The sequence below is a fragment of the Bradyrhizobium sp. USDA 10063 genome, assembly GCF_054063735.1.
Window position 1 is genome coordinate 1388571 of record NZ_JBSSGP010000002.1, and the last position, 26106, is coordinate 1414676.

A 26106-nucleotide genomic window follows, 5' to 3' on the forward strand; every position below is an offset into this window, starting at 1 on the left:
AGGCCTCATGTGGTTTCCTTCAGCGTGGTCGGGCCGCCCACCGGCGCCGAGAACTGACGGTCGACCTGCGGGCCCGGCTTCGGCGGATTACCCGAAGCAAAACCGTCCAGCAGCTTGCCGAAGCTCTCCTTGGTCAGGTCCTCGTAGGTATCCTTCCAGATCTGGACCATCGGCGCGTTCACGCAGGCGCCCAGGCACTCGACCTCTTCCCAACTGAAATTGCCGTCCTTCGACAGCTCGAAGGGCTCGTGACTGATGCGATGCTGGCAGACCTCGATCAAGTCGCCGGCGCCGCGCAGGCGGCACGGCGTGGTGCCGCAGACCTGCACATGCGCCTTCTTGCCGACCGGCTGCAACTGGAACATCGTGTAGAAGGTCGCGATCTCCAGCACGCGGATGTGGGGCATTTCGAGCAGGTCCGCGACGGTCCGGATCGCGGCTTCCGAAACCCAGCCCTCGTTCTGCTCCTGCGCCCGCCACAGGATCGCGATCACCGCGGAGGCCTGACGTCCCGGCGGATACTTCGCGATCTGCTGCTTGGCGAAAGCGAGGTTCTCCTCCGTGAACGCAAAGCTCGCGGGCTGCAATTCCTTCGGGGCGAGGCGACGGACGGACATTTCTTACTCTCTCATTGCACGCGGCGCACAGCCTTCGCATTCAGCGCGTTGATCCGGTCCTGCCAGAAGGCGCTTGCGGTGCCGAACACGTTGTAGCCGACATGGGTCGATACCTTGATGCGATCGAGGATCGAAAGCTCGGTCACCGTTTCAAGGCGATTCGAACTGGGATCGTAGACGATCAGCTTGAGCGGGGTCTGTTCCAGGATGTAGCGCGACACGGTGTGCTTGCGATCGCTGCCATGCTCCTCGCAGAGCAGCACGCTGTCGCCCTGCATCAGCCGGACGCCGCCCTTCATTGCCTCGATCTCGACGCCCTCGACGTCGAGCTTGATCAGGTATTTTCCGTTCAGCGCGATCTTGCCGTCGTCGAGCAGATTATCGAGCGCGATGACCGGCACTTCCTCGCCATCGGTCTGGTCGCCGGCAATGCTGAACGCCTCATGCTTGGTGCCTGACAGGCGCGCGGTGCCCCTGGCCGCGCCGATCGCGCATTTCATCGTCTCGAAGCGGTTGCCGTTGATATCGGCGTTGCTCGCAAGCTTCGGGAAATTCTGTCCCGACGGCTCGATCGCGATCGCCTTCTGCGCGCCGAACGGCCTGCTCGAGACGAGCACCGACCAGTAGCCGTAATTGGCGCCGCAATCGATCAGCATGTAGTCGACGTCGGCGGAATCCTTGAACAGGAGTTCGAGTTCGTCCTCGTAGTGGTAGGCGCGGTTGAGCAGCTTGCTCCAATAGCCGTCGCCATAGGGAAACTCGAACACCGCGTCCTCATTGAGGCGGACGGCGATGTTGCGATCGGGCAGCGTCTTGCGCAGCAAATTGGCGCAGGCGATGTAGCCCATGTGGGAAAAGTGCGAGGAGATCTTCGAACCCGTCGACAGCGCCAGCGCAGCCGTCCGCTCCCACAGGTTGGCTCCTTCAAGAGCCCCCGAGGTGCGGTCAAACTGGATGGGCGGCTGCACCATCACCGATCGACCTCTCCGAACACGATGTCGAGCGAGCCCAGGATCGCCGAGACGTCGGCGAGCAGATGGCCCGTGCAGATGTGATCCATCGCCTGCAGATGGGCAAAGCCCGGCGCGCGAATCTTGCACTTGTAGGGCTTGTTGGTGCCGTCGGCGACGAGGTAGACGCCGAACTCGCCCTTGGGCGCTTCCACCGCGGCGTAGACTTCGCCGGCCGGCACGTGCACGCCCTCGGTGTAGAGCTTGAAATGATGGATCAGTGCCTCCATCGAGCGCTTCATCTCGCCGCGGCGCGGCGGCGCGATCTTGTTGTCCTCGACCACGACCGGCCCCTGCCCGTCGGGCGATTTCAGTTTCTGGATGCACTGCTTCATGATGCGCACCGACTGGCGCATCTCTTCCATCCGGATCAGGTAGCGGTCGTAGCAGTCGCCGTTCTTGCCGATCGGGATGTCGAAATCCATCTCGGCATAGCATTCGTAGGGCTGCGCCTTGCGCAGGTCCCAGGCCGCGCCCGAGCCGCGCACCATCACGCCGGAAAAGCCCCACTCCCAGGCTTCCTTCAGCGGCACGACGCCGATGTCGACGTTGCGCTGCTTGAAGATGCGATTGCCGGTCAGCAGCGTATCGAGGTCGTCGACCACTTTAAGGAACGGGTCGCACCATACTTCGATATCATCGATCAGCTTCGGCGGCAGGTCCTGGTGCACGCCGCCGACACGGAAATAGGCCGCGTGCATGCGCGAGCCGGAGGCGCGCTCGTAGAACACCATCAGCTTCTCGCGCTCTTCGAAGCCCCACAAAGGCGGGGTGAGCGCGCCGACGTCCATCGCCTGCGTGGTGACGTTGAGCAGATGCGACAGGATGCGGCCGATTTCGCAATAGAGCACGCGGATCAACTGCCCGCGGCGCGGCACCGTGATGCCAAGCAGCTTTTCCGCCGCGAGGCAGAAGGCATGCTCCTGGTTCATCGGCGCGACGTAATCGAGCCGGTCGAAATACGGGATCGCCTGCAGATAGGTCTTGTGCTCGATCAGCTTCTCGGTGCCGCGATGCAGCAGCCCGATATGCGGATCGACACGCGCGACGACTTCGCCATCGAGCTCAAGCACCAGACGAAGCACACCGTGCGCTGCCGGATGCTGCGGCCCGAAATTGATCGTGAAGTTACGCAGATTCTGCGGTTGTTCGTTCATGATGCAGCTCCCGCTGCCTGGCGAATGGCGAGTGGCGAATAGCGAATAGCGAAGGTCATCTTATGGACTTGTCCTGCAGAGAGCGTATCAATGCTCGCACCATTTTGCCCAAGCTTTCGCACCGCCCGATCACCGTCTCCAATTCGGACGAGGGCAGAATGCCAACGCGTTCCGCTAGCAGCAGATGAGTTTCCAGTTCCTTCAAAGATCCCTGCGACACACGCAGTGACTGCACGAAACTGCCCGTACTTTCGCGCCCATGACCTTCCGCGATATTGGCGGGGATCGACGCCGCAGCACGCCTGACCTGAGATGTCAGACCAAACAGCTCGTCGCGAGGAAATCGTCCCGTTAAGCGATAACAGGACTCCGCTAAGATCATGGCATCTTGCCACACTCTTAGGTCCCTGTACGAGCTGATCGATGGGTCGCTCAACAATCATCCCTATTCGCCACTCGCCATTCGCTATTCGCCACTTCTCTTCTCGTCGCCCGGCAGCGGATAATCCGCACCTTCCCAGGGCGAGAGGAAATCGAACTTGCGGAATTCCTGGTTGAGGCGCACCGGCTCATACACCACCCGCTTCTCCTCGTCGTCGTAGCGGACCTCGACGAAGCCGGTGAGCGGAAAGTCCTTGCGCAGCGGATGGCCGTCAAAACCGTAGTCGGTCAGGATCCGCCGCATGTCGGGATGGCCGGTGAAGATCACGCCGTAGAGGTCGTAGGTCTCGCGCTCGAACCAGTCGGCGCCGGGAAAGACCTCGATGATCGACGGCACCTGCGTGTTCTCGTCGGCCTCCGCGCGCAGGCGGATGCGTGTATTCAGCGTCGGTGACAGGAAGTGGTAGACGACGTCGAACCGCTTCTCCCGCTCGGGGTAATCGACTGCGGTCACGTCGGTGAAGTTGACGAAGCGCAATGCCGGATCGTCACGCAGGTGCTTGACGACATCGACGATCTTCTCCGCGTCCACATCAACCGTGAGCTGGTTGAACGCAACCGAATAGGCTTTCGCCGCGCCGGCAAGCGCGCTAACGATCGTCTGCCCCAGTGCGTCGAGCTTGGCGTCGTCCATGACGTAATACCTTAGCGTTCAATAGTGCCGATGCGGCGGATCTTCTTCTGCAGCAGCAAGACGCCGTAGAGCAGCGCTTCCGCCGTCGGGCGGACAGCCCGGCACATAGATGTCGATCGGCACGATGCGGTCGCAGCCGCGCACCACCGAATAGGAGTAGTGGTAGTAGCCACCACCATTGGCGCATGAGCCCATCGAGATCACGTAGCGCGGCTCCGGCATCTGGTCGTAGACCTTGCGCAGCGCCGGCGCCATCTTGTTGGTCAGCGTGCCCGCGACGATCATCACGTCGGACTGCCGGGGCGAGGCGCGCGGCGCGAAGCCGAAGCGCTCGACGTCGTAGCGCGGCATCGAGACCTGCATCATCTCGACCGCGCAGCAGGCCAGGCCAAACGTCATCCACATCAGCGAGCCGGTCCGGGCCCACGTGATCAGGTCGTCGGCGGCCGCGACGAAGAAACCCTTGTCGGAGAGCTCATGATTGATTTCGCGGAAATACGGATCATTGGCGCCGACCGGCTTGCCGGTGGCGGGATCAAGGATGCCCTTCGGCGCCGGCGCGATTGCCGGCTGGGACGTTGCGGCAGTGGGGCTCAATCCCATTCGAGCGCGCCTTTCTTCCATTCATACGCAAAGCCGACCGTCAGCACGGCCAGAAACACCATCATCGACCAGAACCCGGTCGCGCCCAGCTTGCCGAACGCCACCGCCCAGGGGAACAGAAACGCCACTTCGAGGTCGAAGATGATGAAGAGGATCGCCACCAGATAGAAGCGCACGTCGAACTTCATGCGGGCGTCGTCGAAAGCGTTGAATCCGCATTCATAGGCGGACAACTTTTCCGCATCCGGCTGCTGGAATGCGAGCAGGAATGGCGCGATCAGGAGCGCCAGGCCGATCACGGCCGCCACCCCGATAAACACCACAAGTGGAAGATAATTCTGCAGGATGCCGGTCATCGGCGGTGCCTTCTTGCTGCGGTTTCGGACAGCCGCAGATTCGTTTCATTGGAATTATTCTTGAGCCTTAGCGCAGCGCAACAGAGGGCGCAAGACAAGCAATTTTAAAGCTCTGTCGGGCTCGGCAGCCTCCGATCAACCGGTATTGAGCGCTCGTTCTCGCCCCAGACGAAGAACGCGTGGCGGCGAAGGTCGGTGCCCGGATTTGCGGCTTCAGATCGCTCAAATCCGCCCTGTGCAATAGCCATCTTTGCACGCCTCTCGTTTAGTTGAACGCAGGGTGCTGTCGATCCGAAACGGTATGCTGGTCCGTCCCTCTGACGGCGTTATCCCCAGGGATCGCCGGGCGAGGATCTCGGCTCTGGAAGCGCCGCTACTTGTGACTTTTTCGTTTGCCCTGCGTCCGCCGTTGCTAGCCGTATGTCGCACGAAACCGATCCAGCCCAGCAACGAAACCATTTTGGGGAACCCGCGAAACCATCCTGAAACAGACCAGGCGTACCTCTCTGCCCAACAGGCGACGGCAAAGCTCGCCCGGAGGCTTCAGATGAACCACTCAATTCACTCGGCGGATCGCTCGACCCACCTGAAGATCGTGGTGGTAGCGCTGGTGGCGGGCATTGCGGTCACAGCCTTGGGCATCGCCGCGCGCAACAATTCGGAATTCACCCAGACCGCCCAGACCCCGGTTGTGAAGGCCGGCAAGCCGGTGGCAATTACAAGCTCGGGGACCTCCACGGTCCGCTGACCCAGACATTTTCAGACAAGGCACGAAAGGCCGCCTCCGGGCGGCTTTGTTGTTTGGTGGGCTCAGAAGGTGATGGGCTGCCCGGTTTGGGACGGCCTGTACCAATCCGGCGCATACCCCGCCGTGGCACACCTGCGCTTGGCCCCCGCCAATTGGAGCCACTTTGCGCCCTTGCCTAAGCCGCGGACGGAAAATCCCGAAAAACCCCGCCTCCGTTACCGCCGTTAACCGCGTTGCACGGGCTTCGGCGACGCAGATGGCCGCATCGGCCACTGCGGCACGATCGCTGCCCTTCCACGGCATCACCCATCGTAGCCCGCCCCGATGCGGCACAGAGGTAGCCTGGAGGACTGCATGTCCGTTACCCCCTACGCGCCGCCGTCGGCGGGTCTCGCCGACTACATTGCCATCGCGCGGCCCGACCACTGGATCAAGCACGTGCTGATCGTCCCTGGCGTCGCCTTCGCGATGATCATGGCGGGGGCCGGACCGGTGGACTACGCGACGCTGGGCGAACGCCTGCTCGCCTGCCTGTTCGTCGCGATGGCGCTGTCGTCCGCGAACTACACCATCAACGAATGGCTCGATGCCCCCTTCGACGCCATGCACCCGACCAAGCGGGCGCGCCCGGCAGTGCAGACCGCGATGTCGCCCAGCATCGTCTTCGCCCAATATGTCCTCTTGACCGCCGTGGGCCTGCTCGCCGCCAACCAGCTTGGCCGGAGCTTTGCTCTCACCGCGACCGTATTCGCCGTTTTCGGGATCATCTACAATGTGCGGCCGATCCGCGCCAAGGATCGCGCCTTCCTCGACGTCATCGTCGAGTCCCTCAACAATCCCCTGCGCTTCCTGTTCGGCTGGTTTGCGGTGGTCCCGCATATCGCCCCGCCGATCTCGATCCTGCTCGCCTATTGGTTCGGCGGCGCCTTCCTGATGGCTGCCAAGCGCGTTTCCGAGCATCGCGCGATCGTGGAGGCCGGCGGCACCGCCAACCTCGCCGCCTACCGGCCTTCCTTCGCCGTCTATACGCATTCGAGCCTGGTGACGAGCTGCCTCGTCTACGCCCAGGGCTTTGCGTTCATGATGGCGATCTTCCTGATCAAGTACCGGATCGAATACATCGTCGCGATCCCGTTCCTGATCGCGCTGTTCGCCGCCTATATGCGGCTTGCGCTGACCCCGGATTCCGCGGCCGCGCGGCCCGAGGAACTGATGCGGCAGCCGTCGATGCTGATTGCCGCCGCCGTCACCATGGCGCTGTTCGGCATCCTGACCTTCGTCGACCTGCCGCTGCTCAACAGCCTGACCAGCTCCGATCTCATCCGTCTCAGCGGGGGTCGCTGACCATGTCGATGACGGCTTCCCTCAGTGCCCCTCGCAACTACGCCGGCGTCGCGGTCGCGACGCTGGCGTTCGCCGCGCTGGCGCTTCTGCTCGACGGCCCGGTCTGGCTGGTGAAGCTGGTGCCGACCCAGGACGGCCCGGTGCATCTGGCGCAGGCCGACCTGATCGCCCGCTTCGGCTGGGGCGGCGTCCTGCAGGAGCCTGCGGCCTCCTTCTACCAGTGGAATTCGCGCATCGAACCGAACTCCGCGATCTATCTGGTGCTCGCCGGCCTGATCCGGCTGACCGGCAGTCCGCTGCTCGCCAACACGCTGTTTCTGAGCCTGTACGGGCTGCTCTGGATCGCAGCCGCCTTTGTGGTGTCCCGCACTGAGACCGAGCGGCCGGTGCTGCCGATGCTGCTGCTGTTGCCGGTCGCCTTCGGCGTCTTCATCCACTGGGGCTTCTATAATTTCGCGCTTGGCGTGCCGCTGTTCCTGTTGTTCGCGAGCTTCTGGGGCAAGGTGCACGAGCGCGGCGACATCTTCACCTTCCTTGCCACCGCAGCGTTCCTGACGGCCCTCTATCTGACCCACATCACCTCCGTGGTGGCGGCCTGCCTGCTGCTCGCGGCGGACGACATCGCCCGCGCGCTCCGCACGCTGGAGCGCGCCGGCCCGCGTGCCGCCGGCCGTCGATTGCTCATCGATGGCATCTGGGCGATCGCAGCGGCCATGCCGGTGCTGGTCTTGATCGCTAAGTTCCTGCTCGCCTACCAGAACATTCCCGGCGAGGTGCCGGGCGAAGGCGGCATTGCGCAGATCCTGCGCCGGATCGTTGCCGCCACGCACCTCTTCACCTTCACCTCCTGGGAGGTGGTGGCGCTGGGACCGCTTCTGGCGGCAGTGCTGGTGGCCGGCGTCATAGCGCTCCGGCACTTGAGGTCGGGCAACCTGACCTGGCCCGTCTTCTTCGTCCTTGTCGTGCTGCTCTCGCTCCTCAATCTGAAAACCGGCTCGGCGCTGCTGTCGGAGCGGCTCGCGCCCTATAGCTGGATCGCGGTCGTGCTCTTCATCGCGAGCCGGCAGCCACACGAAGCGCTGGTGCGCATCCTGTGCTTCGCGGCGATCGCCGGCCTGGTCGGCCAGAGCGCGATCCGCGCGGTGGCCTACAAGAGCTGGGCGCCGGTGCTGGAAAGCGAGCTCGATGTCGGCCGCGAGAATCCCGGCAAGACTTTCGTCAATGCCGATCTGATCGCCCAGCGCGACAGCTCTCTGTTCGCCTGGCGCATCCGCCCCACCCTGCACGCAGCCCAGACCGCGGCGCTGGCCGCCCGCGGCGCCGGTCTCTCTTCCACGCTGCCCTCGACCCGGTATTTCGGCTATTTTCCGCTGCAATATGTGCCATCGCATGATTTCCTGCGCGCGACCGCCGACTGGGAAACCGAGCCCGATGCTGCTGACGTTGCAAAATTCCGCAATGTCAATCGCGGCGCGCCGCAGGTGCTGATCGTGTCGTCCTCCGACCAGAGCGGATCAGCCGTCGCCCGCAATCTCGGCTACGGCGACTGCAAGGCGAAGCAGAGCGGCGGACGCGAGATTGTAGCCTGCACGGTGCCGAACCAACTGAGTGCGATGCGTGACTGACCTTACCATGCACATCGCCCCAACGCCGCTGGAGCGGCGCGATGCACGCACCGCCGCCGCGGATACGCTGCTTGGCCTCCCGATATCGATGCCGCTGGTGCTCGACCTCGACGGCACGCTGATCAAGGGCGACCTCCTCTACAAGAGCTTCTTCTCGATCCTGCGCCGCAATCCGCTGATTGTGCTCGCCTGCGCCAGATGGCTGTTGCGAGGACGCGCCGTGCTCAAGCGCCAGCTTGCGCTGCGCAACCGCATCGACTGGGACCGGCTCGAATTCCATCAGGAAGTCGTCGCGCTGGCGCACCGGGAGCAGGCGGCCGGCCGCATGATCGTGCTCGCTACCGCTGCCGACGCAGTGCTTGCCGGCCAACTGGCATTCCGCCTGCCCTTCTTCGATCAGATATTGGCGTCCGACGGCGCGCGAAATCTGAAGGGACCAGCCAAGGCCGCCTTGCTCCGGCAGCTATTTCCAGACGGCTTCATCTACGCCGGCGACAGCAAATCCGACCTCGCGGTCTGGGCCGACGCCAGCGGCATCGTTCTCGTCACCACACGCCGATCGGTCCGTGACGCCGCGCTGGCGCTGGGACGGCCAGTGCTGGACTTGTCCTCCCCTCCAGACAGCCAGCGTTAACAAGCCCTAACGCAATCGCTCGATTGCAACCGACGTTGCGATCCCAAGCTTAAATCTCGGCGCGTATAGAGAAGGTCGACAGGACCCTCGCCGCCGATGAATCTGCATCAGGAAACATACTCTTCCGGCTTCAAGATCGTCTGCACCGATTGCGGCAGCCTCTCGATCAAGCTGGAGAGACCGGCCGCCGCATCCGACGACACGGTCATCGAATGCCGCTGCTGCAGCGCAGTCCGCGGCACATTGGCCGATCTCCGTGATCTGGCGCGCCGGGGCCGGGATAGCTTCGAATTCTAGTCCGGGCCTGAAGAATCGCGCGACCTCCGCCGTCAGGCTGCGTTCAAGCGAGTGCCGACACCCGCTGCCGGAATGGCTCTGATCGGACCGTCTCCGAATATCCAGGCTTGCTCTTCAATATCGAGCGCACTGCTTCGCAGCTTGGCCGCGTATCCCAGAAACAGGAACAATGCGACGTCTCTGCTGATCCTGCCATGCGCCATGCCCAGCATGAGCGTGAACACCAGGCTGCACAGCACGAAGCGGGCTTCGCGATTGATCCTCGCGAGCGAGAACATCCGCGTTCCCACGGTGTGACAGACCATCAGGATGAGGAAGACGCCCGCCAGCCATCCGAATTCGATGATGACCTGGAGGATCGAGTTGTGAACCTGGAAGCCTTTCAGGCACGACCGCTGGGTGAAGCCGTCCAATCCCAGTCCCGTCAGCCCGGCCTCCGGCAGCAACGCGAACGCGTCCTTGTAGAGCTGCTGTCGGATGATGATCGAATTATCCCGGTCGATGGCAGGACAGGAGGCTTGCGGAGGCGCCGGGACTGGCGGAGCTGGCTGAGTTGCGGCGCTGCCTGACGCGGCGGGGGCCGGCACCGCGGCGGCCGGCGGTGGAACCGGCGTCGCCGGCGCCGGCGTCTCGTTGTTGCTCAGCACCGCTTCGGCGTGCCTGGCGAATTTGAGCGTTGTCGATGACCTGGCGACCGCGCCGAGTGCGACCGAAGCGATCGTGGCGCACATGATCACAGCAATGAATTTGCGTTGCTTGGGCCTGGTCGCCACCATCGCCGCGAACAGCGCCACGACGATCACGACAAAGGAGTAGCGCACGATCGACGCCGCGAAGATCGCTGTCGGCACGGCCGAGAGGATCGAAATCCATGCGGTCCGTCGCCAATTGAGTTCTGTGCAGGCCAGCGCCAGAAGCAGAAAGCCAAACGATATCGTGAACTGCGCCGGCGCGGCGTCATACTCGTCAAAGACCAGCGGCTTGCCATGGTTATCGTTCCATTGGCCAAGCAGCGCCACCGAGGTGACGACGGCTCCGGCCGCCACCACGGCGCCTGTGACGATCACGAAGGCTTGCGGAACTTGACCACAACGGGAGCTCACTCTGACCGCGGGATATGCCGCAAGCGACATGCCGAGCAGGACGGCCTCTTTCGGCGCAATGACGCCGTTGGCGGCGAACGAAAGCCCGACGCCGCAACAAAAAAGCACGAACAGCACGTCGCAAATGTCGGGCTTGAATTCACGCCATCTCGCCAGAACAAGGAGCGCAGCAGTTGGCGCCGCCATCAGCAGACCGGTGATTGTCGAGCCGGCCCCGGCGAAACCGTGAGCGAGCACCGCAATCGGCCCAGCGGATAGCAGGATGGCGAACAACACCGATTGCAAGGCCCGGCCCCCGTGAATTGATAGTGTCAAAGCTGAATCAAAACAGTTCTCAGGGCAGTTCTATATCGATTTCATGACAGAATCTCGCCGCCGGAAAGTATGGCACGCGTCGGTGGTTGATCAATGGAGTTTCTCTGTATGATTGTGGTAACATGACCACATCTCGAAAGGCTTTTCGTCGGGATGTCTTCCGGCCTGCCGCTGGTGGAAGCCCGGCGCGTCGATCTCGCTGTGCGAACCGTCCCGTTCGCCATGAATGCAGCCGGTGGCAGGTTTCGCGGACCAGGATCGGATCGAAGGTCGGGCGCGGAGCTAACTGCCTGAAAAATACCGCCAAAATGGCGCGAGAGACGGGGCTCGAACCCGCGACCTCCGGCGTGACAGGCCGGCGCTCTAACCAACTGAGCTACTCCCGCGTGATGCGAAAATCCGCGAGACGTGGGGGACTTAAAGGGGCGACCTTTTGAAGTCAAGGATGTTGAGATTCCCCCCGCCCTGCGGCTGTTTTTGCGGTTTCGATGCCGATGGCGGCCGATTTTCGGGCGAAACGACGTAGTCAGTCAGGGTCCGAATCAACTAAGGCCTGAAATGTCAGGGTTTCCTGGACCCTCGCCGTCGAGATCCCCAAGGGCTCCAGATCTCCGTTGACGCGTTTTCCCCAACGAACCGGTATCCGCTTCGCTCGAAAACGCTTCTCTTTAAGCCATTCACCACGAGGAGGGCCACATATGGCGAAGAAAGCTGCGACCCCGGCGACCATCACCCTGAAGCACCTGGCGGCGGCGATTGCCGAGGACCAGGAACTCTCCAAGAAGCAGGCCGAAAGCATCCTGACCGACGTCGTGACGCGAATCACCAAGCACCTGAAGAAGGGCGAGCGCATCCGCATTGTCGGCCTCGGCATCCTGCAGGTACGCAAACGCGCCGCCCGGATGGGCCGCAACCCTGCCACCGGCGAGCAGATCCACATCAAGGCCAGCAAGAAGGTCGCCTTCCGCCCCGCGAAGGAACTCAAGGAAGCGATCTGATCGGCCAGACCTTTCGTTCAGTCAGCGCCATTCCGGCTCTTCGACGCGGCCCCCGGAGTGGCGCTTTTCTGTTATAGAGCCAGCCCAATCCTTCTCCTGGAATTGTGGTCACCATGCTGGCTCCGACGCTTGATTTCAAACATACCGTCACCGAGCGCTTCCTGCGCTATGTCGTGATCGATACCCAGTCCGATCCGGAATCGCCGACCTGCCCTTCCACCGAGAAGCAGAAGGATCTCGGCCGCCTCCTCGTCTCGGAATTGCAGGCAATGGGGATCAACGACGCGCATCTCGACCAGCACGGCTATGTCTACGCGACCATCCCGGCGACGTCAGACAAGAAGGTGCCGGTGATATGCTTCTGCTCGCACATGGACACCTCGCCGGATTGCACCGGCAAGAATGTGCGGCCGCAGATCGTGAAAAACTATGGCGGCGGCGACATCTCGCTGCCGGCTGACCCCGCCCAGGTGATCCGCGCCGCCGAACATCCAGCGCTTTCCGACCAGATCGGCAACGACATCATCACGACCGACGGCACCACGCTGCTCGGGGCCGACAACAAGGCCGGCGTCGCCGAGATCATGGATGCCGCCCATTTCCTCGTCCACAATCCCCAAGTGAAGCACGGCACCATCAGGATCCTGTTCACGCCCGATGAGGAGATCGGCCGCGGCGTCGATAAGGTTGATCTGAACAAGCTCGGCGCCGATTTCGCCTACACGATCGACGGCGAAACCGCCGGCCATATCGAGGACGAGACCTTTTCCGCCGACGGCGCCAGCGTCACGATCGAAGGCGTTTCCACCCATCCCGGCTTCGCCAAGGGCAAGATGGAGCACGCGATCAAGATCGCGGCCGCGATCGTCGAGCGGTTGCCGAAGACCACCTGCTCGCCCGAGACCACCGAAGGCAAGGAAGGCTTTCTGCATCCGATCTCAATCTCGGGCGCGCTCGAGCAGGCGAGGCTCGATTTCATCGTGCGCGATTTCACGGAAGCCGGGCTGAAGGAGAAGGAGGCGCTGCTGGAGGCGATCGTCAAGGACGTGATGAAGGCCTATCCGCGCTCGACCTACCGCATGGAGGTCAAGCAGCAGTACCGCAACATGAAGCAGGTCATCGACCGTCACCCGGAGATCGTCAACTACGCCGTCGAGGCGATCCGCCGCGCCGGCCTGACCCCGGTGAAGACCTCGATCCGCGGCGGCACTGATGGCTCGCGCCTTTCGTTCATGGGCCTGCCCTGCCCCAACATCTTCGCCGGCGAGCACGCCTTCCACTCACGCCTGGAATGGGTGAGCCGGCAGGACATGGAAAAGGCGGTACAGACCATCGTCCACCTCGCGATGATCTGGGAAGAGCGGGCGTAGCGTTTACGCACGTACAACAGCACTCTCCGCCGTCATTGCGAGGAGCGCCAGCGACGAAGCAATCCATTGCTTCCGCATTCGCTGATAGATGGATTGCTTCGCTTCGCTCGCAATGACGATGAACAGCTACGACGCCCGCGCCGTCACGATCCAGATCGAAGCGGGCAGCAGCACCTGATCGCCTTTGACGAACGGCACGAGCGCCTCGCGGATCGCGCCCGCGGCAGCGGCGCGGAGTTCAGGTGGCTGATCCTGCAGCGCCCGGCTGACCGGCCCGATGTCGAGCGCACCTTGCACGGCGCCATCGAGGCCGCGACCGATCGCGGCGTCGAGCGAGAGCGGGCACGGCTCCATCTCTACATTCTTGAAGCCGGCCGCACCTAAGATGCGTCGCACGCGTTCCTCCGAGGCGAACGCGAACGGCCCGGGATCCTCGGGCCCCTGCTGCGGCAATTTCGGCACGTGCTTGTAGGCGGCCTGCAACGGCGTCATGAAGAACGGATTCTCGCGCGGCTCACGCCAGCAGATGAACGCAAGCCGCCCCGATGGGCGCAGCGCCTTCCTCATATTCGCAAACGACACCGCGGGATCGGCGAAGAACATCACTCCAAAGCGCGACGCCAAAAGGTCGAAGCTTGCGGGGACGAATGGGTACACCGTTGCGTCCTCGAGCGCGTACTCCAGCGACAATCCAGGCGTCACCCGTTGCCGTGCCCGCTCGAGCATCGGGCCGGACACGTCGATGCCGAGCACGTGGCCGGACGGCCCGACCTTCTCCGCAAACGCGACCGTGGTTGCGCCGCTGCCGCAGCCGACGTCGATCACGCGCTCGCCTGTCTTCGGCTTGGCGCGATCGATCAGGATGTCGAGGATCGGAGTGAGCAGGATGTCCTGCGCCGCCTGCCGGTCGGCCCAGCGCTGGCCGCCCGGCCCGTTCCAGTAGGCGATCTGGTCGGCATTCTGTTCATGGCCAAGGGCGGCGTCCATCAGCAGGTCTCTTTCGTTGCAGCCCGCAGCATCGGTATCACCTGATAGGTGAAGCCGGCGTCGGTCTTCATGACGGGATCGTTGGCTATAATGGTCTGCGGATCGGTATCGTCAGACAATTGTAGCACGCCTAACCCCCAAACACCGGCCGGATCGGCCACGGCGCCGAACACGATCGCCTTACCGGCCCGCAGCAGTTCCCCGCAATAAGCCGTATGTGCCTGCATGATCTCGGCCTCGCGCGGCGTCATATCCTGAGGGAAGGTCGGACGCGGCGGGACAAGCTTGCAGAGGAAGTATTTCATTGCGGCGCCTATTTCGCCGCACTGCCGGTCTTGGATTTCTTCTGCGTTGCATTGGTGGTCGACGGAGGCGCGCTGTCGCTGCGCACGGCGCCCCAGGGATCGCTGGGCCCCGCCTTGTCGGGAATATTGCGCAACGATCTCTTGTAGGCGCGCTCGGCGTTGCGCTCCTCCTCCTTCTGCGACGGACTCTTTTCCTTGTCGACGTCGCCATATCGCGGCACGGCTTCCTGCGCGAATGCCGATCCGGCCATCAGCGCGATCATCACGGCGACAACAAAGGCTCTCATGGTCTGCTCCCCGGTTTTCGCGCGATGATATCACCCGGTTGAGAACATCGCCAATCCGCCCGTGACCGCCGGCGTTGCGCATTGAGGCCGCATTGCTTTCACTGAATGGCCACATGAAAAGCAGATGCCAACCAGATTTCACAGATAGAACTTGTTCATTCCTCAACCTGGAAAGGCATGACCATGCGCATCTTTACGGCGTCCGCCATCATTGCAGCTCTCTGCCTCGGAACTCCGGCACTCGTGCTGGCGCAGGGAGCCCCCTCGCAACAGCGCGGAGCGGAGTCACCGCCTGCTCAGTCCCAGCCCGGCACCGTGATACGGAGCATACAGGTTGTCGACGTCAAGGAACTGCAGCCGGCCGTGCGCTCGAAGGTCGATGAAATCATCTCGCAGACAAGCGATGAGGACATGCAGTCACTTCGGAAGTCCATCGACGCGACACCGCAGGCGGTCTCCGCGCTCAAGGCCAAGGGCATGACTTCGTCACAAGTCGTTGCCATCAACATCGCCGATGGCGTCCTGACGATGTTCACCAAGACGGCGTAAGATCGGAATACTTTGTGCGGCTCGCTGAGCCGCGCTTTGCTCGAACTTTTACTTGCCGAACAGTCCGCCTTCGCTCTTCGAGCTGCGGCGCGACAGCCTTCGCCCTGCGTACTCCGGCCTGCCGGGCCGAAGCTCGCAGGGCGAAGGCTGGTAGGCGGTGACGGGATCGAACCGCCGACATCTTCGGTGTAAACGAAGCGCTCTACCGCTGAGCTAACCGCCCTCGGCCGCTTCTTTACCCTCGCCCTGCCCCGAGGCGCAAGGTGGGCACCATCATTCAGTCGGAAGACCCGGCAATGCCTTGAGATCGTTGATCCACGGCGCGGCCGAGCGGCACCAGATCTGGCGCCGTGGCCGCAATTGGTCGCGCTGGCGGATGCTGCCCCAGCGGATGCCCCAATCCTCCGGGCCACCGTCCTCGCCGCTCGTGAACAGTGGGGAACCGCATTCGGGGCAGAAATGTTGGAAGCGGGTCCGGCCATTATCGCCGGCCTTGCCATAGATTTTCGGCGACTGGCCCGTAAGGCGTATCGCTTCGCCGGCGCAGATCACGGTGACGCGGTACGGCGAGCCAGTCAGTGTCTGGCAATCCGTGCAGTGGCAGATCGAGACCCGCTCCGGATCGATATCGGCCTCATAGGTCACGAAGCCGCAGTGGCATTGCCCATCGATCTTCATGGCGTCCTCCTCTCCGCCTGCTCCCTATCCTGGTGCGCTAGAGCCTGATCCGATCAGGTTGAATCGGCTGCGAGTTGGCTTCACCTCCCCCGCTTGCGGGGGAGGTCGGCGCGACGCGCCGGGTGAGGGTTCTCTCCTCTTGGGGAGTCTCAACGTGGAGACAGCCCCCACCCCAGCCCTCCCCCGCAAGCGGGAGAGGGGGCGCAGCTTCATCGCAGTTGCATTTCAACCTGATCGGACCACGTGCTAGCTTCCCGCGAAACTCCCATAAACAAAAACGGCGCCCGAGGGCGCCGTTTCGTTATTCACGTGATCGGGTCTGGTCAGTGCGCCGTCAGGCCGCCCGCCGCTTCTTCGGCAGTGTCGGGCTTGACGTCGACCTTGGTGTCCTCATCCCAGACGATCGGCGTTGGCACCCGTACCAAGGCCTTGGCGACGACCTCGTCGAGACGGGAGACCGGGATGATATCCATCCCCCCCTTGATCGCATCGGAAATCTCCGTGAGATCCTTGGCGTTGTCCTCGGGGATCAGCACCGTCTTGATGCCGCCGCGGGCGGCAGCCAGGAGCTTCTCCTTCAGACCGCCGATCGGCAGCACGCGGCCGCGCAGCGTGATCTCGCCGGTCATTGCGACATCATGGCGAACCGGGATACCGGTCATGACCGAGATGATCGCGGTGGCCATCGCGACACCGGCGGACGGACCGTCCTTCGGGGTTGCGCCCTCCGGCACGTGCACGTGGATGTCGCGTCGGTCGAACATCGGCGGCTCGATGCCGTAGTTGATCGCCCGCGAGCGGACGTAGGACGCCGCCGCCGAGATCGACTCCTTCATCACGTCGCGCAGGTTGCCCGTGACCGTCATCTTGCCCTTGCCAGGCATCATGACGCCCTCGATGGTCAACAACTCGCCGCCGACATCGGTCCAGGCCAGACCGGTGACGATACCGACCTGATCCTCGCTCTCGATCTCGCCGAAGCGGTACTTCGGCACGCCGAGGAACTCTTCGATGTTCTTCTCGGTGACCTTGACCGACTTCTTCTTGGAGATCATCAGCTCCTTCACCGCCTTGCGGGCCAGTGTGGAGAGCTCACGCTCCAGGTTGCGCACGCCCGCTTCGCGGGTGTAGCGGCGGATCATCAACAGCAAGGCATCGTCGTCGATCGACCATTCCTTGGAGTCCAGGCCGTGCTTGGAGAGCGCATTCGGGATCAGGTGCTTGCGCGCGATCTCGACCTTCTCGTTCTCGGTGTAGCCGGCGATCCGGATGATCTCCATGCGGTCCATCAGCGGCCCGGGAATGTTCAGCGTATTCGCGGTCGTGATGAACATCACGTTCGACAGGTCGTAGTCGACCTCCAGGTAGTGGTCGTTGAAGGTCGAGTTCTGTTCGGGGTCCAGGACCTCGAGCAGCGCCGATGACGGATCGCCGCGGAAGTCGGCGCCCATCTTGTCGATCTCGTCCAGCAGGAACAGCGGATTCGAAGTCTTCGCCTTCCGCATCGACTGGATGATCTTGCCGGGCATCGAGCCGATATAGGTGCGGCGGTGACCGCGGATCTCGGCCTCGTCGCGCACGCCGCCGAGCGAGACGCGCACGAATTCGCGCCCCGTCGCCTTCGCGATCGACTTGCCGAGCGAAGTCTTGCCGACGCCGGGAGGGCCGACCAGGCACAGGATCGGTCCGGTCAGCTTGTTGGCGCGCGACTGCACCGCCAGATACTCGACGATGCGGTCCTTGACCTTCTCGAGCCCGTAGTGATCGGAGTCCAGCACCGCCTGTGCGGCTTCCAAGTCCTTCTTGACCTTGGACTTCTTGTTCCACGGAATCGACAGCAGCCAGTCCAGATAGTTGCGCACCACGGTCGCTTCCGCGGACATCGGCGACATCTGGCGCAGCTTCTTCAACTCATGCTGCGCCTTCTCGCGCGCTTCCTTGGACAGCTTGGTCTTGTTGATGCGCTCTTCCAGATCGGCCAGCTCGTCGCGACCTTCGTCGTCGCCGAGCTCCTTCTGGATCGCCTTCATCTGCTCGTTCAGGTAATATTCGCGCTGGGTCTTCTCCATCTGGCGCTTGACGCGCGAGCGAATGCGCTTCTCGACCTGCAGGACCGAGATCTCGCTCTCCATCAGGCCGAGCACCTTCTCCAGGCGCTGGGTGACCGACAGCGTCTCCAGGATGGCCTGGCGATCGGCGATCTTGACCGCCAGATGCGAAGCGACGTTGTCGCTGAGCTTGGCGAAATCGGTGATCCCCTGAACAACGCCGACGACTTCGGCGGAGATCTTCTTGTTCAGCTTCACATAGCTCTCGAAATCGGACACGACCGAGCGCGCCAGCGCTTCGGCTTCAACCGAATTGGCGTCGGTGTCGGCGAGCGCGACCGCGGTCGCCTCGTAGAACTCGGCGCGATCGGAGTATTTCTCCACGCGCGCCCGCTCGAGCCCTTCGACCAGCACCTTCACGGTGCCGTCGGGCAGCTTCAGGAGCTGCAGCACGCTAGCGAGCGTCCCCGTCTCATAGATCGCCTCGGGCGCCGGATCGTCGTCGGACGCATTCTTCTGCGTCGCGAGCAGGATCAGCGCGTCGTTCTTCATCACTTCTTCAAGAGCGCGGATCGACTTCTCGCGGCCGACGAAGAGCGGCACGATCATGTGCGGGAAGACGACAATGTCACGGAGCGGCAGCACCGGATAAGAATGGCTTTCGCCGTAGACGATCGATGGCCGGGGTTTTGTGGTTGTCATGGCCTATTCCTTTCGTTGTGCCCCCTTGCACGCGGCCCGCTTGCTTGCGCAACCACCACAAGGTGCCTGTATGATCCGAATGTCGCTCGGCCGTCGGCCGCTTCTCGTTTCGGATTGCAGATGACGAATCTCGAGACGTAAATTTCCGCCACCGACAGCATTAGGTGGCTATCGGCTATGGGGGTGTCAAGTACTTAGAAATACCGGAAAATCCGGGATAAACACGCAGCATTAATTACGTCGAAATGGCCGCCGGAAATCCCGGCAGCCATCCTATTTCACTCATCCGGCCGCTGCGGCCGGCGGCGCGATCAGGCGCTCGCGCTGCTCTCGACCGCACGGTCGGAACGATCCGCGTAGATGTAAAGCGGACGGGCCGTTCCCTCGACCACCTCGCGCGAGATCACGACCTCCTCCACGCCTTCGAGGCCCGGAAGATCGAACATGGTCTCGAGCAGGATGCTCTCCAGGATCGAGCGCAGCCCACGCGCGCCGGTCTTGCGCTCGATCGCCTTGCGGGCGACCGCGCCAAGCGCCTCGTCGGCAAAGGTCAGCTCGATATTCTCCATCTCGAACAGCCGCTGATACTGCTTGACCAGCGCGTTCTTCGGATCGGTCAGGATCTTCTTCAGCGAGGTCTCGTCGAGATCTTCCAGCGTCGCGACCACCGGCAGGCGGCCGACGAACTCCGGGATCAAGCCGTACTTCAGCAGATCTTCCGGCTCGACGTGGCGGAAGATCTCGCCGGTGCGGCGATCTTCCGGCGCGAGCACCTGCGCCGCAAAGCCGATCGAGGTCGAGCGGCCGCGCGCGGAGATGATCTTCTCCAACCCGGAGAAGGCGCCGCCGCAGATGAAGAGGATGTTGGTAGTGTCGACCTGCAGGAATTCCTGTTGCGGGTGCTTGCGGCCGCCCTGCGGCGGAACGGAAGCCACCGTGCCTTCCATGATCTTCAAGAGCGCCTGCTGGACGCCTTCACCCGACACATCGCGCGTGATCGAGGGATTGTCCGACTTGCGGCTGATCTTGTCGATCTCGTCGATGTAGACGATGCCGCGCTGTGCGCGCTCGACATTGTAGTCGGCCGCCTGCAGCAGCTTCAGGATGATGTTCTCGACGTCCTCGCCGACATAACCGGCTTCGGTCAGCGTCGTTGCGTCCGCCATCGTGAAGGGCACGTCGAGGATGCGCGCCAGCGTCTGCGCCAGCAGCGTCTTGCCCGAGCCGGTCGGACCGATCAAAAGGATGTTCGACTTCGCAAGCTCGACGTCGTTGTGCTTGGTCTGGTGGTTGAGCCGCTTGTAGTGGTTGTGCACGGCAACCGACAGCACCTTCTTGGCATGGCTCTGGCCGATCACGTAATCGTCCAGCACCTTGCAGATTTCCTTCGGAGTCGGGATGCCGTCGCGCGACTTCACCAGCGAGGACTTGTTCTCCTCGCGGATGATGTCCATGCAGAGCTCAACGCATTCGTCGCAGATGAAAACGGTGGGACCCGCGATCAGCTTGCGGACTTCGTGCTGGCTCTTGCCGCAGAACGAGCAATATAGCGTGTTCTTGGAATCGCTCGTGCCGACCTTACTCATTCTTATCTCCGTCCGCCGTTCGAACCCGTCGCTCGATCGACCCATTCCGGTACTACCCGGGCTTTAGGGTGTAGATAGAGCAAAAACCGTACCAAAAAAGACCCTACTTAATACTGATCCGGCGAATCGCGGTTCAGTCGAATCTTCCCCGCAACTACATCCGATACGCCAGAGCCAATCATGCTGTCACCCGACTATCAAGAATTCGCTAACCGGGGGCGTACCTGGCACCGTGACAATACCGTGATTTATAAACTCCGCACGTGGATAACCTGTCGAAAACGCACGGTCGTTGCGAGATTGCCACGCGACAGCGCCATGCGAAAGCGGAACTTTCTGCCCAAGTTGGGGCATACTGCACCGCAATCGCCTGAGTTTGCCGACAGGGGTTTCGACGTCAACGTCAAAATCGCGCAAGCGATCCCGTAAGACTACGCAGCTTTCGCGGCAGCCGGATCGTCAGGACGCTTGTCGATCACCTTGTCGACGAGACCAAACGCTTTCGCGTCGTCCGCCGTGAGGAACTTGTCGCGCTCGAGCGCGTCCTCGATGGCCTTGTAGGTCTGGCCGGTGTGCTTGACGTAGATTTCGTTCAGCCGCTTCTTGAGATTCAGGATCTCCTGCGCGTGCAGCATGATGTCGGTGGCCTGGCCCTGGAAGCCGCCCGAGGGCTGATGCACCATGATGCGCGAGTTCGGCAGAGTGAAGCGCATGTCCTTCTCGCCGGCGGCGAGCAAGAGCGATCCCATCGAGGCCGCCTGCCCCGTGCACAGCGTCGACACCGGCGGGCGGATGAACTGCATGGTGTCGTAGATCGCAAGACCCGATGTCACCACGCCGCCGGGCGAGTTGATGTACATCGAGATTTCCTTCTTCGGATTCTCGGCCTCGAGGAACAGAAGCTGCGCCACGATCAGCGTCGACATGCCATCCTCGACCGGGCCGGTCACGAAGATGATGCGCTCCTTCAAAAGGCGCGAGAAGATGTCGTAGGCGCGCTCACCGCGGTTGGTCTGTTCGACGACCATCGGCACGAGGTTCATGTAGGTTTCGACGGGATCGCGCATGGGATTACCCCTGGAGTTGGCGGGGCCGAACGCCCGTCGGTAGGCCCGGACGGACACTCGTCCCGTGATGCAGGACTGCGTTAAGCTGCGCTCAGATATGCGCCATTTTCGCGGCGGCAAGACCGCTCAGATGGCCAGGTCCGAACGCGGCAAGTCAAACCGATTCGGCTGATCCCGCCTAGCGACGGAACACCGTCGCCGGGCCGGTTTCGCCGTTCATCATTAACACGAAGTGCCGGGATTATGCCGCAGTTTTCTCGGCGTCATCATCCTTGAACAGGTCTTCCTTCGAGACCTTTTTCTCGGTCACGTTGGCGAGTTCGAGGATGAAGTCGACCACCTTGTCCTCGTAGATCGGGGCGCGAAGCTGGGCGAGCGCCTGGGCGTTGTTGCGATAGAAGTCCCAGACCTCCTTTTCGCGGCCCGGCATCTGACGCGCGCGCTCGATCACGGCGCGGCCGACCTCGTCATCGGACACCGTGATCTTGTTCTTCTCGCCGATCTCCGACAGCACGAGGCCGAGCCGCACGCGGCGGTCGGCGATCTTGCGGTACTCTTCCTTGGCGGCGTCCTCGGTGGTGTTCTCGTCGGCAAACGTCTTGCCGGCGGAGTCCATCTCCGCCTTGATCGAGTTCCACATCAGGTTGAACTCCTCGTCGATCAGCGACGGCGGCGCCTCGAACTTGTGGTTCTCGTCCAGCCGGTCGAGCAGCGCGCGCTTGACGCGCTGACGCGTCGCGGCGGCGAATTCGGCCGTCAGCCGCGCCCGCGCGGCTTCCTTCAGCTTGTCGAGCGATTCCAGCCCGAGCGTCTTGGCGAACTCGTCGTCGATCACGGTCTCGCCGGGTGCTTCCACCGCAGTCGCCGTGGTCTCGAATTCGGCCGGCTGGCCGGCGAGCTTTTCGCTGGCATAGTTCTTCGGGAACGTGACCTTCAGCGTGCGCGTCTCGCCTGCGCCGATGCCGATGAGCTGCTCCTCGAAGCCCGGAATGAACTGGCCGGCGCCGAGCACCACCTGGATGCCCTCGCCGGTGCCGCCGTCGAAAGCTTCGCCGTTGATGGTGCCCTTGAAGCTGATGGTGACGCGGTCGCCGTTCTCTGCCTTCGCGCCCTCGCTCTTCGCTGAATAGGGACGGCTCTGGTCGGCGATGCGCTTGATCGCCTCGTCGACCTCAGCGTCGGTCACCTCCGCGACCGGTTTCTCGACCTGGAAGGTCTTGAAATCGGCGAGCGTGATCGGCGGCACGACCTCAATGGCCACGGTGTAGGTCAGGTCGCTCTTGCCGGCGAGCAGCTCCTCGACTTCCTTCTGCTCGGTCGGCATCGTGATCTTCGGCTCGGTCGCAAGACGGAAGCCGCGGTCGGTGAAGATCTGCGTGTTGGTGTCGCGGATGGTCTGGTCGATGGTCTCCGCCATCACCGAGCGGCCGTAGATCTTCTTGAGATGGCTCACCGGCACCTTGCCGGGACGGAAACCGTTGATGCGGACCTTGTCCTTCAGGTCGACAAGTTTCGCGTCCGCCTTGGCATCGAGGTCGGTGGCGGGAACGCTGATCTTGAACTCGTGCTTCAGTCCCTCATTAAGGGTCTCGGTGACCTGCATCTTCTTCTTCCGCTCCTGTCGCGCCTTTGCGGGCGCGACTGTGTCAATGGTTCGACGCCTGGCTCAACGCCTGCGCCGGTGGTTCGGCTGACCTGCCTCCCGAAAAAGAGACAGGCCCTCCAGAAAGGGATCATGCAAACGCTGGATGAGCGCTTGGTGCGGGTGGAGGGACTCGAACCCCCACAACTTTCGTCACTGGAACCTAAATCCAGCGCGTCTACCAGTTCCGCCACACCCGCTTGGCGCATCATGTCCGGCCGCGATGCCGCGGGCGGCGGCTTATAGCATGGGCCCGCCTCGACGCAGCAAAAAAATGGCCGTTTTCGCATGTCCGCTCGGCCGAATGGCCGCTGGACTCACAGGTGCAAAAATGGTCCGGATCGGGCCGATGGCAAGCCTTTTTCCGATGCTCGATCGACGCACCCTGTTGGCCTGGCTCGGCGCCGCAGCGCTCCAGGCGGGCCTTCCCTCCGCAACCTGGGCGCAGGGCCGCCGTCCGCTCGCCATGTCCGCCAAGCCCGACAGTCTGGTGCTACGCCCGGGCGGCACAGTCACGTCGATCTGGTCGTTCCCGGGCGGGGACATCAGGGCGAGTCGCGGCGAGACCATTGACCTGACACTCGGCAACGATCTCCCCGCGCCGCTTGCATTGTACTGCCGGGGAATCGACGGTGCTCCCGCCGCCGAGCCCCTGCTCACCCGGGCACCGCTTGCCGCCGGGGCGAAGGAGAGCTTCCAGCTTCCCCTGCGCCACGCCGGCACATTCCTGTGTGATCCGAGCCTTCTGAATGACGGCCAGCCACGGCCCTTGCGCGCAAAGCCACTGGTTGTCCTTGAAAGCGAGCGGGTCTCCGTCGACCGCGACGAGGTGCTCCTGATCGAGGAATGGCGGCTGCGTCCGGATGGCACGGCGGCCGCGCCCGGGACCGACGCCAAGGATACGACGCCGGTCTATACCCTTAACGGCCGGACTTCATTCGAACTCTCAGCACGCGCCAATGAACGCTTGCGCCTCCGCTTCATCAACACCTCGCAACGCACTGTGCTTGCTGTGAAATTGGAAGCGCACGAGCTCCGCGTCATGGCCCTCGACGGCGAGCCGGCCGAACCGTTCCCGGCGCGCAACGGCGCGCTCGTGCTGGCGCCCGGCGGCCGCGCCGATGTCTTCGTCGATGCGGCCGCAACGGCATCGATGCTGCTCCATGACGGCAAGGAAGCGCGTCCCGTCGGACGACTCATACTCTCCGGGGAGGCCCCGCTCCGGCCCGCCCCGCTGCCATCGGCGCCGCCGCTTCCGTCCAACGGCCTGCCGGCGCAGCTTGACCTCAAGAATGCGCAGCGGTTCGAACTGGTCCTCGGCGTGCCGGCCGACTGGACACGTCCGGCCAGCTTCACCCCGTCCGCGCCACCCGCCTTTCGCGCCAAAGCCGGCCGCGCGGTGGTGCTGGCGCTGGCCAACCGCGCGCCGACCGCCACCGTCCTCCACGTGCACGGCCATCACTTCCGCCTGCTCGACCGGCTCGACGACGGCTGGAAGCCGTTCTGGCTGGACACGCTCGCGATCGAACCCGGACAGACCCAGCGCATCGCGTTCCTGGCCGAGCATGCCGGGCGTTTCCTGGTCGAACAGGTCGCGACCGACTGGGCGGCGCCGCGGCTCGTGCGATGGTACAGTGTTGAATAAGAACAAGAGGAAACGACCATGAGCCAAACAGTTCCTGCGATCCGTGGCATCAAGGCACGAGCCGTCGTCGTGCCGCTCAAGCGTCCTGTGAAGAACGCCTTCGGCGTGATCGATTCCGGGCCGCTGGTCCTGATCGATGTCGAAACCGATCAGGGCGTTACCGGCCATTCCTACATCTTCGCCTATACGAAGCTCACGCTTAAACCGCTGGTTCACCTGGTCGAGGAGACCGGGCACGAGCTCACGGGGAAACCGGTCGCGCCGTTCGACCTGATGAAGACGATGGACGCCAAATTCCGCCTGCTCGGCTGGCAGGGCCTAGTCGGTATGGCCGTCTCCGGCCTCGACATGGCCTGCTGGGACGCGCTCGGGCAGATCGCAAACAAGCCGGTCGTCGAGTTGCTCGGCGGATCGGCACGCCCGCTTCCCGCCTACGACAGCTATGGCGTGGTCGATCCGACGGCCGATGAGCGGGCGCTCCGCCGCTCGCTCGACCAGGGTTTTCGCGGCATCAAGATCAAGGGCGGCGACGGCGATGCCGCCAATGACGAACGCGTGGTGAAGGGTGTGCGCGCCGTGATCGGGCCCGACATCGCGTTGATGATCGACTTCAACCAATCGCTCGACCCGGCGGAAGCCAAGCGCCGCATCGCCCGCCTTGCGCCTTACGACCTGCACTGGGTCGAGGAGCCCGTGCCGCAGGAAAATCTCTCCGGCCACGCCAGCGTCCGGATGGACTCCCCGATCCCGATCCAGGCCGGCGAGAACTGGTGGTTCCCACGCGGCTTCGCCGAGGCGATTTCCGTCGGCGCCAGCGATTTCATCATGCCCGACCTGATGAAGGTCGGCGGCGTCACCGGCTGGCTGCAGGTCGCAGGCCAAGCGGACGGCGCCTCGATTCCGATGTCGAGCCATCTGTTCGCGGAAGCAAGCTCCCACGTGCTCCCGGTGACCCCGACCGCGCATTGGCTCGAATTCCTCGACCTCTCCAGCGCGATCCTGGCAAAACCGGCCGAGGTCATCGACGGCGCGGTCACCGCCCGCGGCCCGGGCTTAGGGCTGGAATGGAACGAGGCTGCGGTGGCGAAATATCAGGTGACGTAGAGCTCGATGCCGTAGGGTGGGCAAAGCGCAGCGTGCCCACCCTTGCGAGCGGAATGTCGATGGTGGGCACGCTTCGCTTTGCCCACCCTCATATGGGGCTTTGTGAGTCAAGGCTCTTGAACCGGTGCGGGTTGGGTTTTTGCAGTGAGAGGGCGGCGCGCGGAGCCATGCGTAGCGCAGCGCGACGACCGGGCCCCGGGCGAGGATTGGCTTCCGAAGATTTCTGCAGCTCACTGCATCACCTCATATCCGGT

25 protein-coding genes, 3 tRNA genes and 1 pseudogene are annotated in these 26106 nt (G+C 63.1%); 9 read left to right on the plus strand and 20 right to left on the minus strand.

Going from position 1 to position 26106, the window contains the following annotated elements; translation table 11 throughout:
* Positions 1–5 precede the first annotated feature (5 nt).
* The 7 genes and pseudogenes from nuoE to ACVJGD_RS08515 all read right to left on the minus strand — a co-directional run bounded on the left by nuoE (position 6) and on the right by ACVJGD_RS08515 (position 4818).
* Entirely contained in the window at positions 6–617 is a 612-nt protein-coding gene (nuoE, locus tag ACVJGD_RS08485) for an NADH-quinone oxidoreductase subunit NuoE (RefSeq protein ID WP_456633928.1), read from the minus strand.
* Between the two features lie 11 nt (positions 618–628).
* The gene (locus ACVJGD_RS08490; RefSeq protein WP_456633929.1) at positions 629–1588 is read right to left on the minus strand and encodes an FkbM family methyltransferase; all 960 of its coding nucleotides are present in this window, start codon (positions 1586–1588) and stop codon (positions 629–631) included.
* Entirely contained in the window at positions 1588–2784 is a 1197-nt protein-coding gene (locus ACVJGD_RS08495; RefSeq protein ID WP_456633930.1) for an NADH-quinone oxidoreductase subunit D, read from the minus strand. The genes ACVJGD_RS08490 and ACVJGD_RS08495 overlap by 1 nt, the downstream gene beginning before the upstream one ends.
* A gap of 55 nt (positions 2785–2839) precedes the next feature.
* The gene (locus tag ACVJGD_RS08500) at positions 2840–3220 is read right to left on the minus strand and encodes a four helix bundle protein (RefSeq protein WP_456633931.1); all 381 of its coding nucleotides are present in this window, start codon (positions 3218–3220) and stop codon (positions 2840–2842) included.
* A 30-nt stretch (positions 3221–3250) separates the two neighbouring features.
* Positions 3251–3859, minus strand: coding sequence for an NADH-quinone oxidoreductase subunit C (locus ACVJGD_RS08505; protein ID WP_456633932.1), 609 nt, complete (start codon positions 3857–3859; stop codon positions 3251–3253).
* Positions 3860–3870: 11 nt separating this feature from the next.
* Positions 3871–4462: pseudogene (locus ACVJGD_RS08510) on the minus strand (NuoB/complex I 20 kDa subunit family protein).
* Complete coding sequence (locus tag ACVJGD_RS08515) at positions 4453–4818, minus strand: NADH-quinone oxidoreductase subunit A (protein ID WP_456633933.1); 366 nt, start codon at positions 4816–4818, stop codon at positions 4453–4455. Before ACVJGD_RS08515 ends, ACVJGD_RS08510 begins: the two are co-directional and overlap by 10 nt.
* Before the next feature lie 547 nt (positions 4819–5365).
* On the opposite strand from ACVJGD_RS08515, the gene ACVJGD_RS08520 reads away from it, so the two are divergent.
* The 4 genes from ACVJGD_RS08520 to ACVJGD_RS08535 all read left to right on the plus strand — a co-directional run bounded on the left by ACVJGD_RS08520 (position 5366) and on the right by ACVJGD_RS08535 (position 9169).
* Complete coding sequence (locus ACVJGD_RS08520; RefSeq protein ID WP_456633934.1) at positions 5366–5566, plus strand: hypothetical protein; 201 nt, start codon at positions 5366–5368, stop codon at positions 5564–5566.
* 354 nt (positions 5567–5920) lie between these two features.
* Positions 5921–6910 (plus strand): UbiA family prenyltransferase, encoded by a 990-nt coding sequence (locus ACVJGD_RS08525; protein WP_456633935.1) that lies wholly within the window; start codon positions 5921–5923, stop codon positions 6908–6910.
* An 8-nt stretch (positions 6911–6918) separates the two neighbouring features.
* Positions 6919–8535: a hypothetical protein gene (locus ACVJGD_RS08530; RefSeq protein ID WP_456633936.1), complete on the plus strand. Its 1617-nt coding sequence runs from the start codon at positions 6919–6921 to the stop codon at positions 8533–8535.
* Complete coding sequence (locus tag ACVJGD_RS08535) at positions 8528–9169, plus strand: haloacid dehalogenase-like hydrolase (RefSeq protein ID WP_456633937.1); 642 nt, start codon at positions 8528–8530, stop codon at positions 9167–9169. Before ACVJGD_RS08530 ends, ACVJGD_RS08535 begins: the two co-directional genes overlap by 8 nt.
* Before the next feature lie 107 nt (positions 9170–9276).
* On the opposite strand, the gene ACVJGD_RS08540 is transcribed toward ACVJGD_RS08535, so the two are convergent.
* The 3 genes from ACVJGD_RS08540 to ACVJGD_RS08550 all read right to left on the minus strand — a co-directional run bounded on the left by ACVJGD_RS08540 (position 9277) and on the right by ACVJGD_RS08550 (position 11270).
* Positions 9277–9411 (minus strand): hypothetical protein, encoded by a 135-nt coding sequence (locus tag ACVJGD_RS08540; protein WP_456633938.1) that lies wholly within the window; start codon positions 9409–9411, stop codon positions 9277–9279.
* A gap of 87 nt (positions 9412–9498) precedes the next feature.
* Positions 9499–10845 carry an O-antigen ligase family protein gene (locus ACVJGD_RS08545; protein WP_456640209.1) on the minus strand — a complete coding sequence of 449 codons (1347 nt, stop codon included), beginning with the start codon at positions 10843–10845 and terminating at the stop codon, positions 9499–9501.
* 348 nt (positions 10846–11193) lie between these two features.
* Positions 11194–11270: transfer RNA gene (locus ACVJGD_RS08550), tRNA-Asp, on the minus strand.
* A 312-nt stretch (positions 11271–11582) separates the two neighbouring features.
* On the opposite strand from ACVJGD_RS08550, the gene ACVJGD_RS08555 reads away from it, so the two are divergent.
* Positions 11583–11882, plus strand: a complete 300-nt coding sequence (locus ACVJGD_RS08555; RefSeq protein ID WP_027580650.1) for an HU family DNA-binding protein — start codon at positions 11583–11585, stop codon at positions 11880–11882.
* Positions 11883–11995: 113 nt separating this feature from the next.
* The gene (gene pepT / locus ACVJGD_RS08560; protein WP_456633939.1) at positions 11996–13252 is read left to right on the plus strand and encodes a peptidase T; all 1257 of its coding nucleotides are present in this window, start codon (positions 11996–11998) and stop codon (positions 13250–13252) included.
* 126 nt (positions 13253–13378) lie between these two features.
* On the opposite strand, the gene ACVJGD_RS08565 is transcribed toward pepT, so the two are convergent.
* Genes ACVJGD_RS08565 through ACVJGD_RS08575 form a run of 3 tightly spaced genes read right to left on the minus strand, consistent with a single transcriptional unit; the run spans position 13379 to position 14831 of the window.
* Positions 13379–14239, minus strand: a complete 861-nt coding sequence (locus tag ACVJGD_RS08565) for a class I SAM-dependent methyltransferase (RefSeq protein WP_456633940.1) — start codon at positions 14237–14239, stop codon at positions 13379–13381.
* Positions 14239–14544: a YciI family protein gene (locus ACVJGD_RS08570; RefSeq protein WP_456633941.1), complete on the minus strand. Its 306-nt coding sequence runs from the start codon at positions 14542–14544 to the stop codon at positions 14239–14241. The genes ACVJGD_RS08565 and ACVJGD_RS08570 overlap by 1 nt, the downstream gene beginning before the upstream one ends.
* Before the next feature lie 8 nt (positions 14545–14552).
* Positions 14553–14831 carry a hypothetical protein gene (locus tag ACVJGD_RS08575; RefSeq protein ID WP_456633942.1) on the minus strand — a complete coding sequence of 93 codons (279 nt, stop codon included), beginning with the start codon at positions 14829–14831 and terminating at the stop codon, positions 14553–14555.
* 183 nt (positions 14832–15014) lie between these two features.
* On the opposite strand from ACVJGD_RS08575, the gene ACVJGD_RS08580 reads away from it, so the two are divergent.
* On the plus strand, positions 15015–15380 hold the full coding sequence (locus ACVJGD_RS08580) for a hypothetical protein (protein WP_456633943.1): 366 nt from the start codon (positions 15015–15017) through the stop codon (positions 15378–15380).
* A gap of 148 nt (positions 15381–15528) precedes the next feature.
* Here ACVJGD_RS08580 and ACVJGD_RS08585 read toward each other — a convergent pair.
* From ACVJGD_RS08585 to ACVJGD_RS08615, 7 genes are all read right to left on the minus strand, one after another.
* Positions 15529–15603 (minus strand) — tRNA-Val (locus ACVJGD_RS08585).
* A 50-nt stretch (positions 15604–15653) separates the two neighbouring features.
* Entirely contained in the window at positions 15654–16058 is a 405-nt protein-coding gene (locus ACVJGD_RS08590) for a GFA family protein (protein ID WP_456633944.1), read from the minus strand.
* A 323-nt stretch (positions 16059–16381) separates the two neighbouring features.
* On the minus strand, positions 16382–18808 hold the full coding sequence (gene lon, locus ACVJGD_RS08595) for an endopeptidase La (RefSeq protein WP_456633945.1): 2427 nt from the start codon (positions 18806–18808) through the stop codon (positions 16382–16384).
* Positions 18809–19119: 311 nt separating this feature from the next.
* Positions 19120–20394 (minus strand): ATP-dependent Clp protease ATP-binding subunit ClpX, encoded by a 1275-nt coding sequence (clpX, locus tag ACVJGD_RS08600; RefSeq protein WP_024506813.1) that lies wholly within the window; start codon positions 20392–20394, stop codon positions 19120–19122.
* A 431-nt stretch (positions 20395–20825) separates the two neighbouring features.
* The gene (locus ACVJGD_RS08605) at positions 20826–21461 is read right to left on the minus strand and encodes an ATP-dependent Clp protease proteolytic subunit (RefSeq protein ID WP_028162822.1); all 636 of its coding nucleotides are present in this window, start codon (positions 21459–21461) and stop codon (positions 20826–20828) included.
* A gap of 241 nt (positions 21462–21702) precedes the next feature.
* A complete protein-coding gene (tig, locus tag ACVJGD_RS08610) occupies positions 21703–23064 on the minus strand; it encodes a trigger factor (RefSeq protein WP_456633946.1) in 1362 nt (453 codons plus the stop codon).
* Positions 23065–23218: 154 nt separating this feature from the next.
* Positions 23219–23303, minus strand: a tRNA-Leu gene (locus tag ACVJGD_RS08615).
* Positions 23304–23452: 149 nt separating this feature from the next.
* Here ACVJGD_RS08615 and ACVJGD_RS08620 point away from each other — a divergent pair.
* Positions 23453–24748: a multicopper oxidase family protein gene (locus tag ACVJGD_RS08620; protein WP_456633947.1), complete on the plus strand. Its 1296-nt coding sequence runs from the start codon at positions 23453–23455 to the stop codon at positions 24746–24748.
* An 18-nt stretch (positions 24749–24766) separates the two neighbouring features.
* Positions 24767–25852 (plus strand): enolase C-terminal domain-like protein, encoded by a 1086-nt coding sequence (locus tag ACVJGD_RS08625; protein WP_456633948.1) that lies wholly within the window; start codon positions 24767–24769, stop codon positions 25850–25852.
* Positions 25853–26106 lie beyond the last annotated feature (254 nt).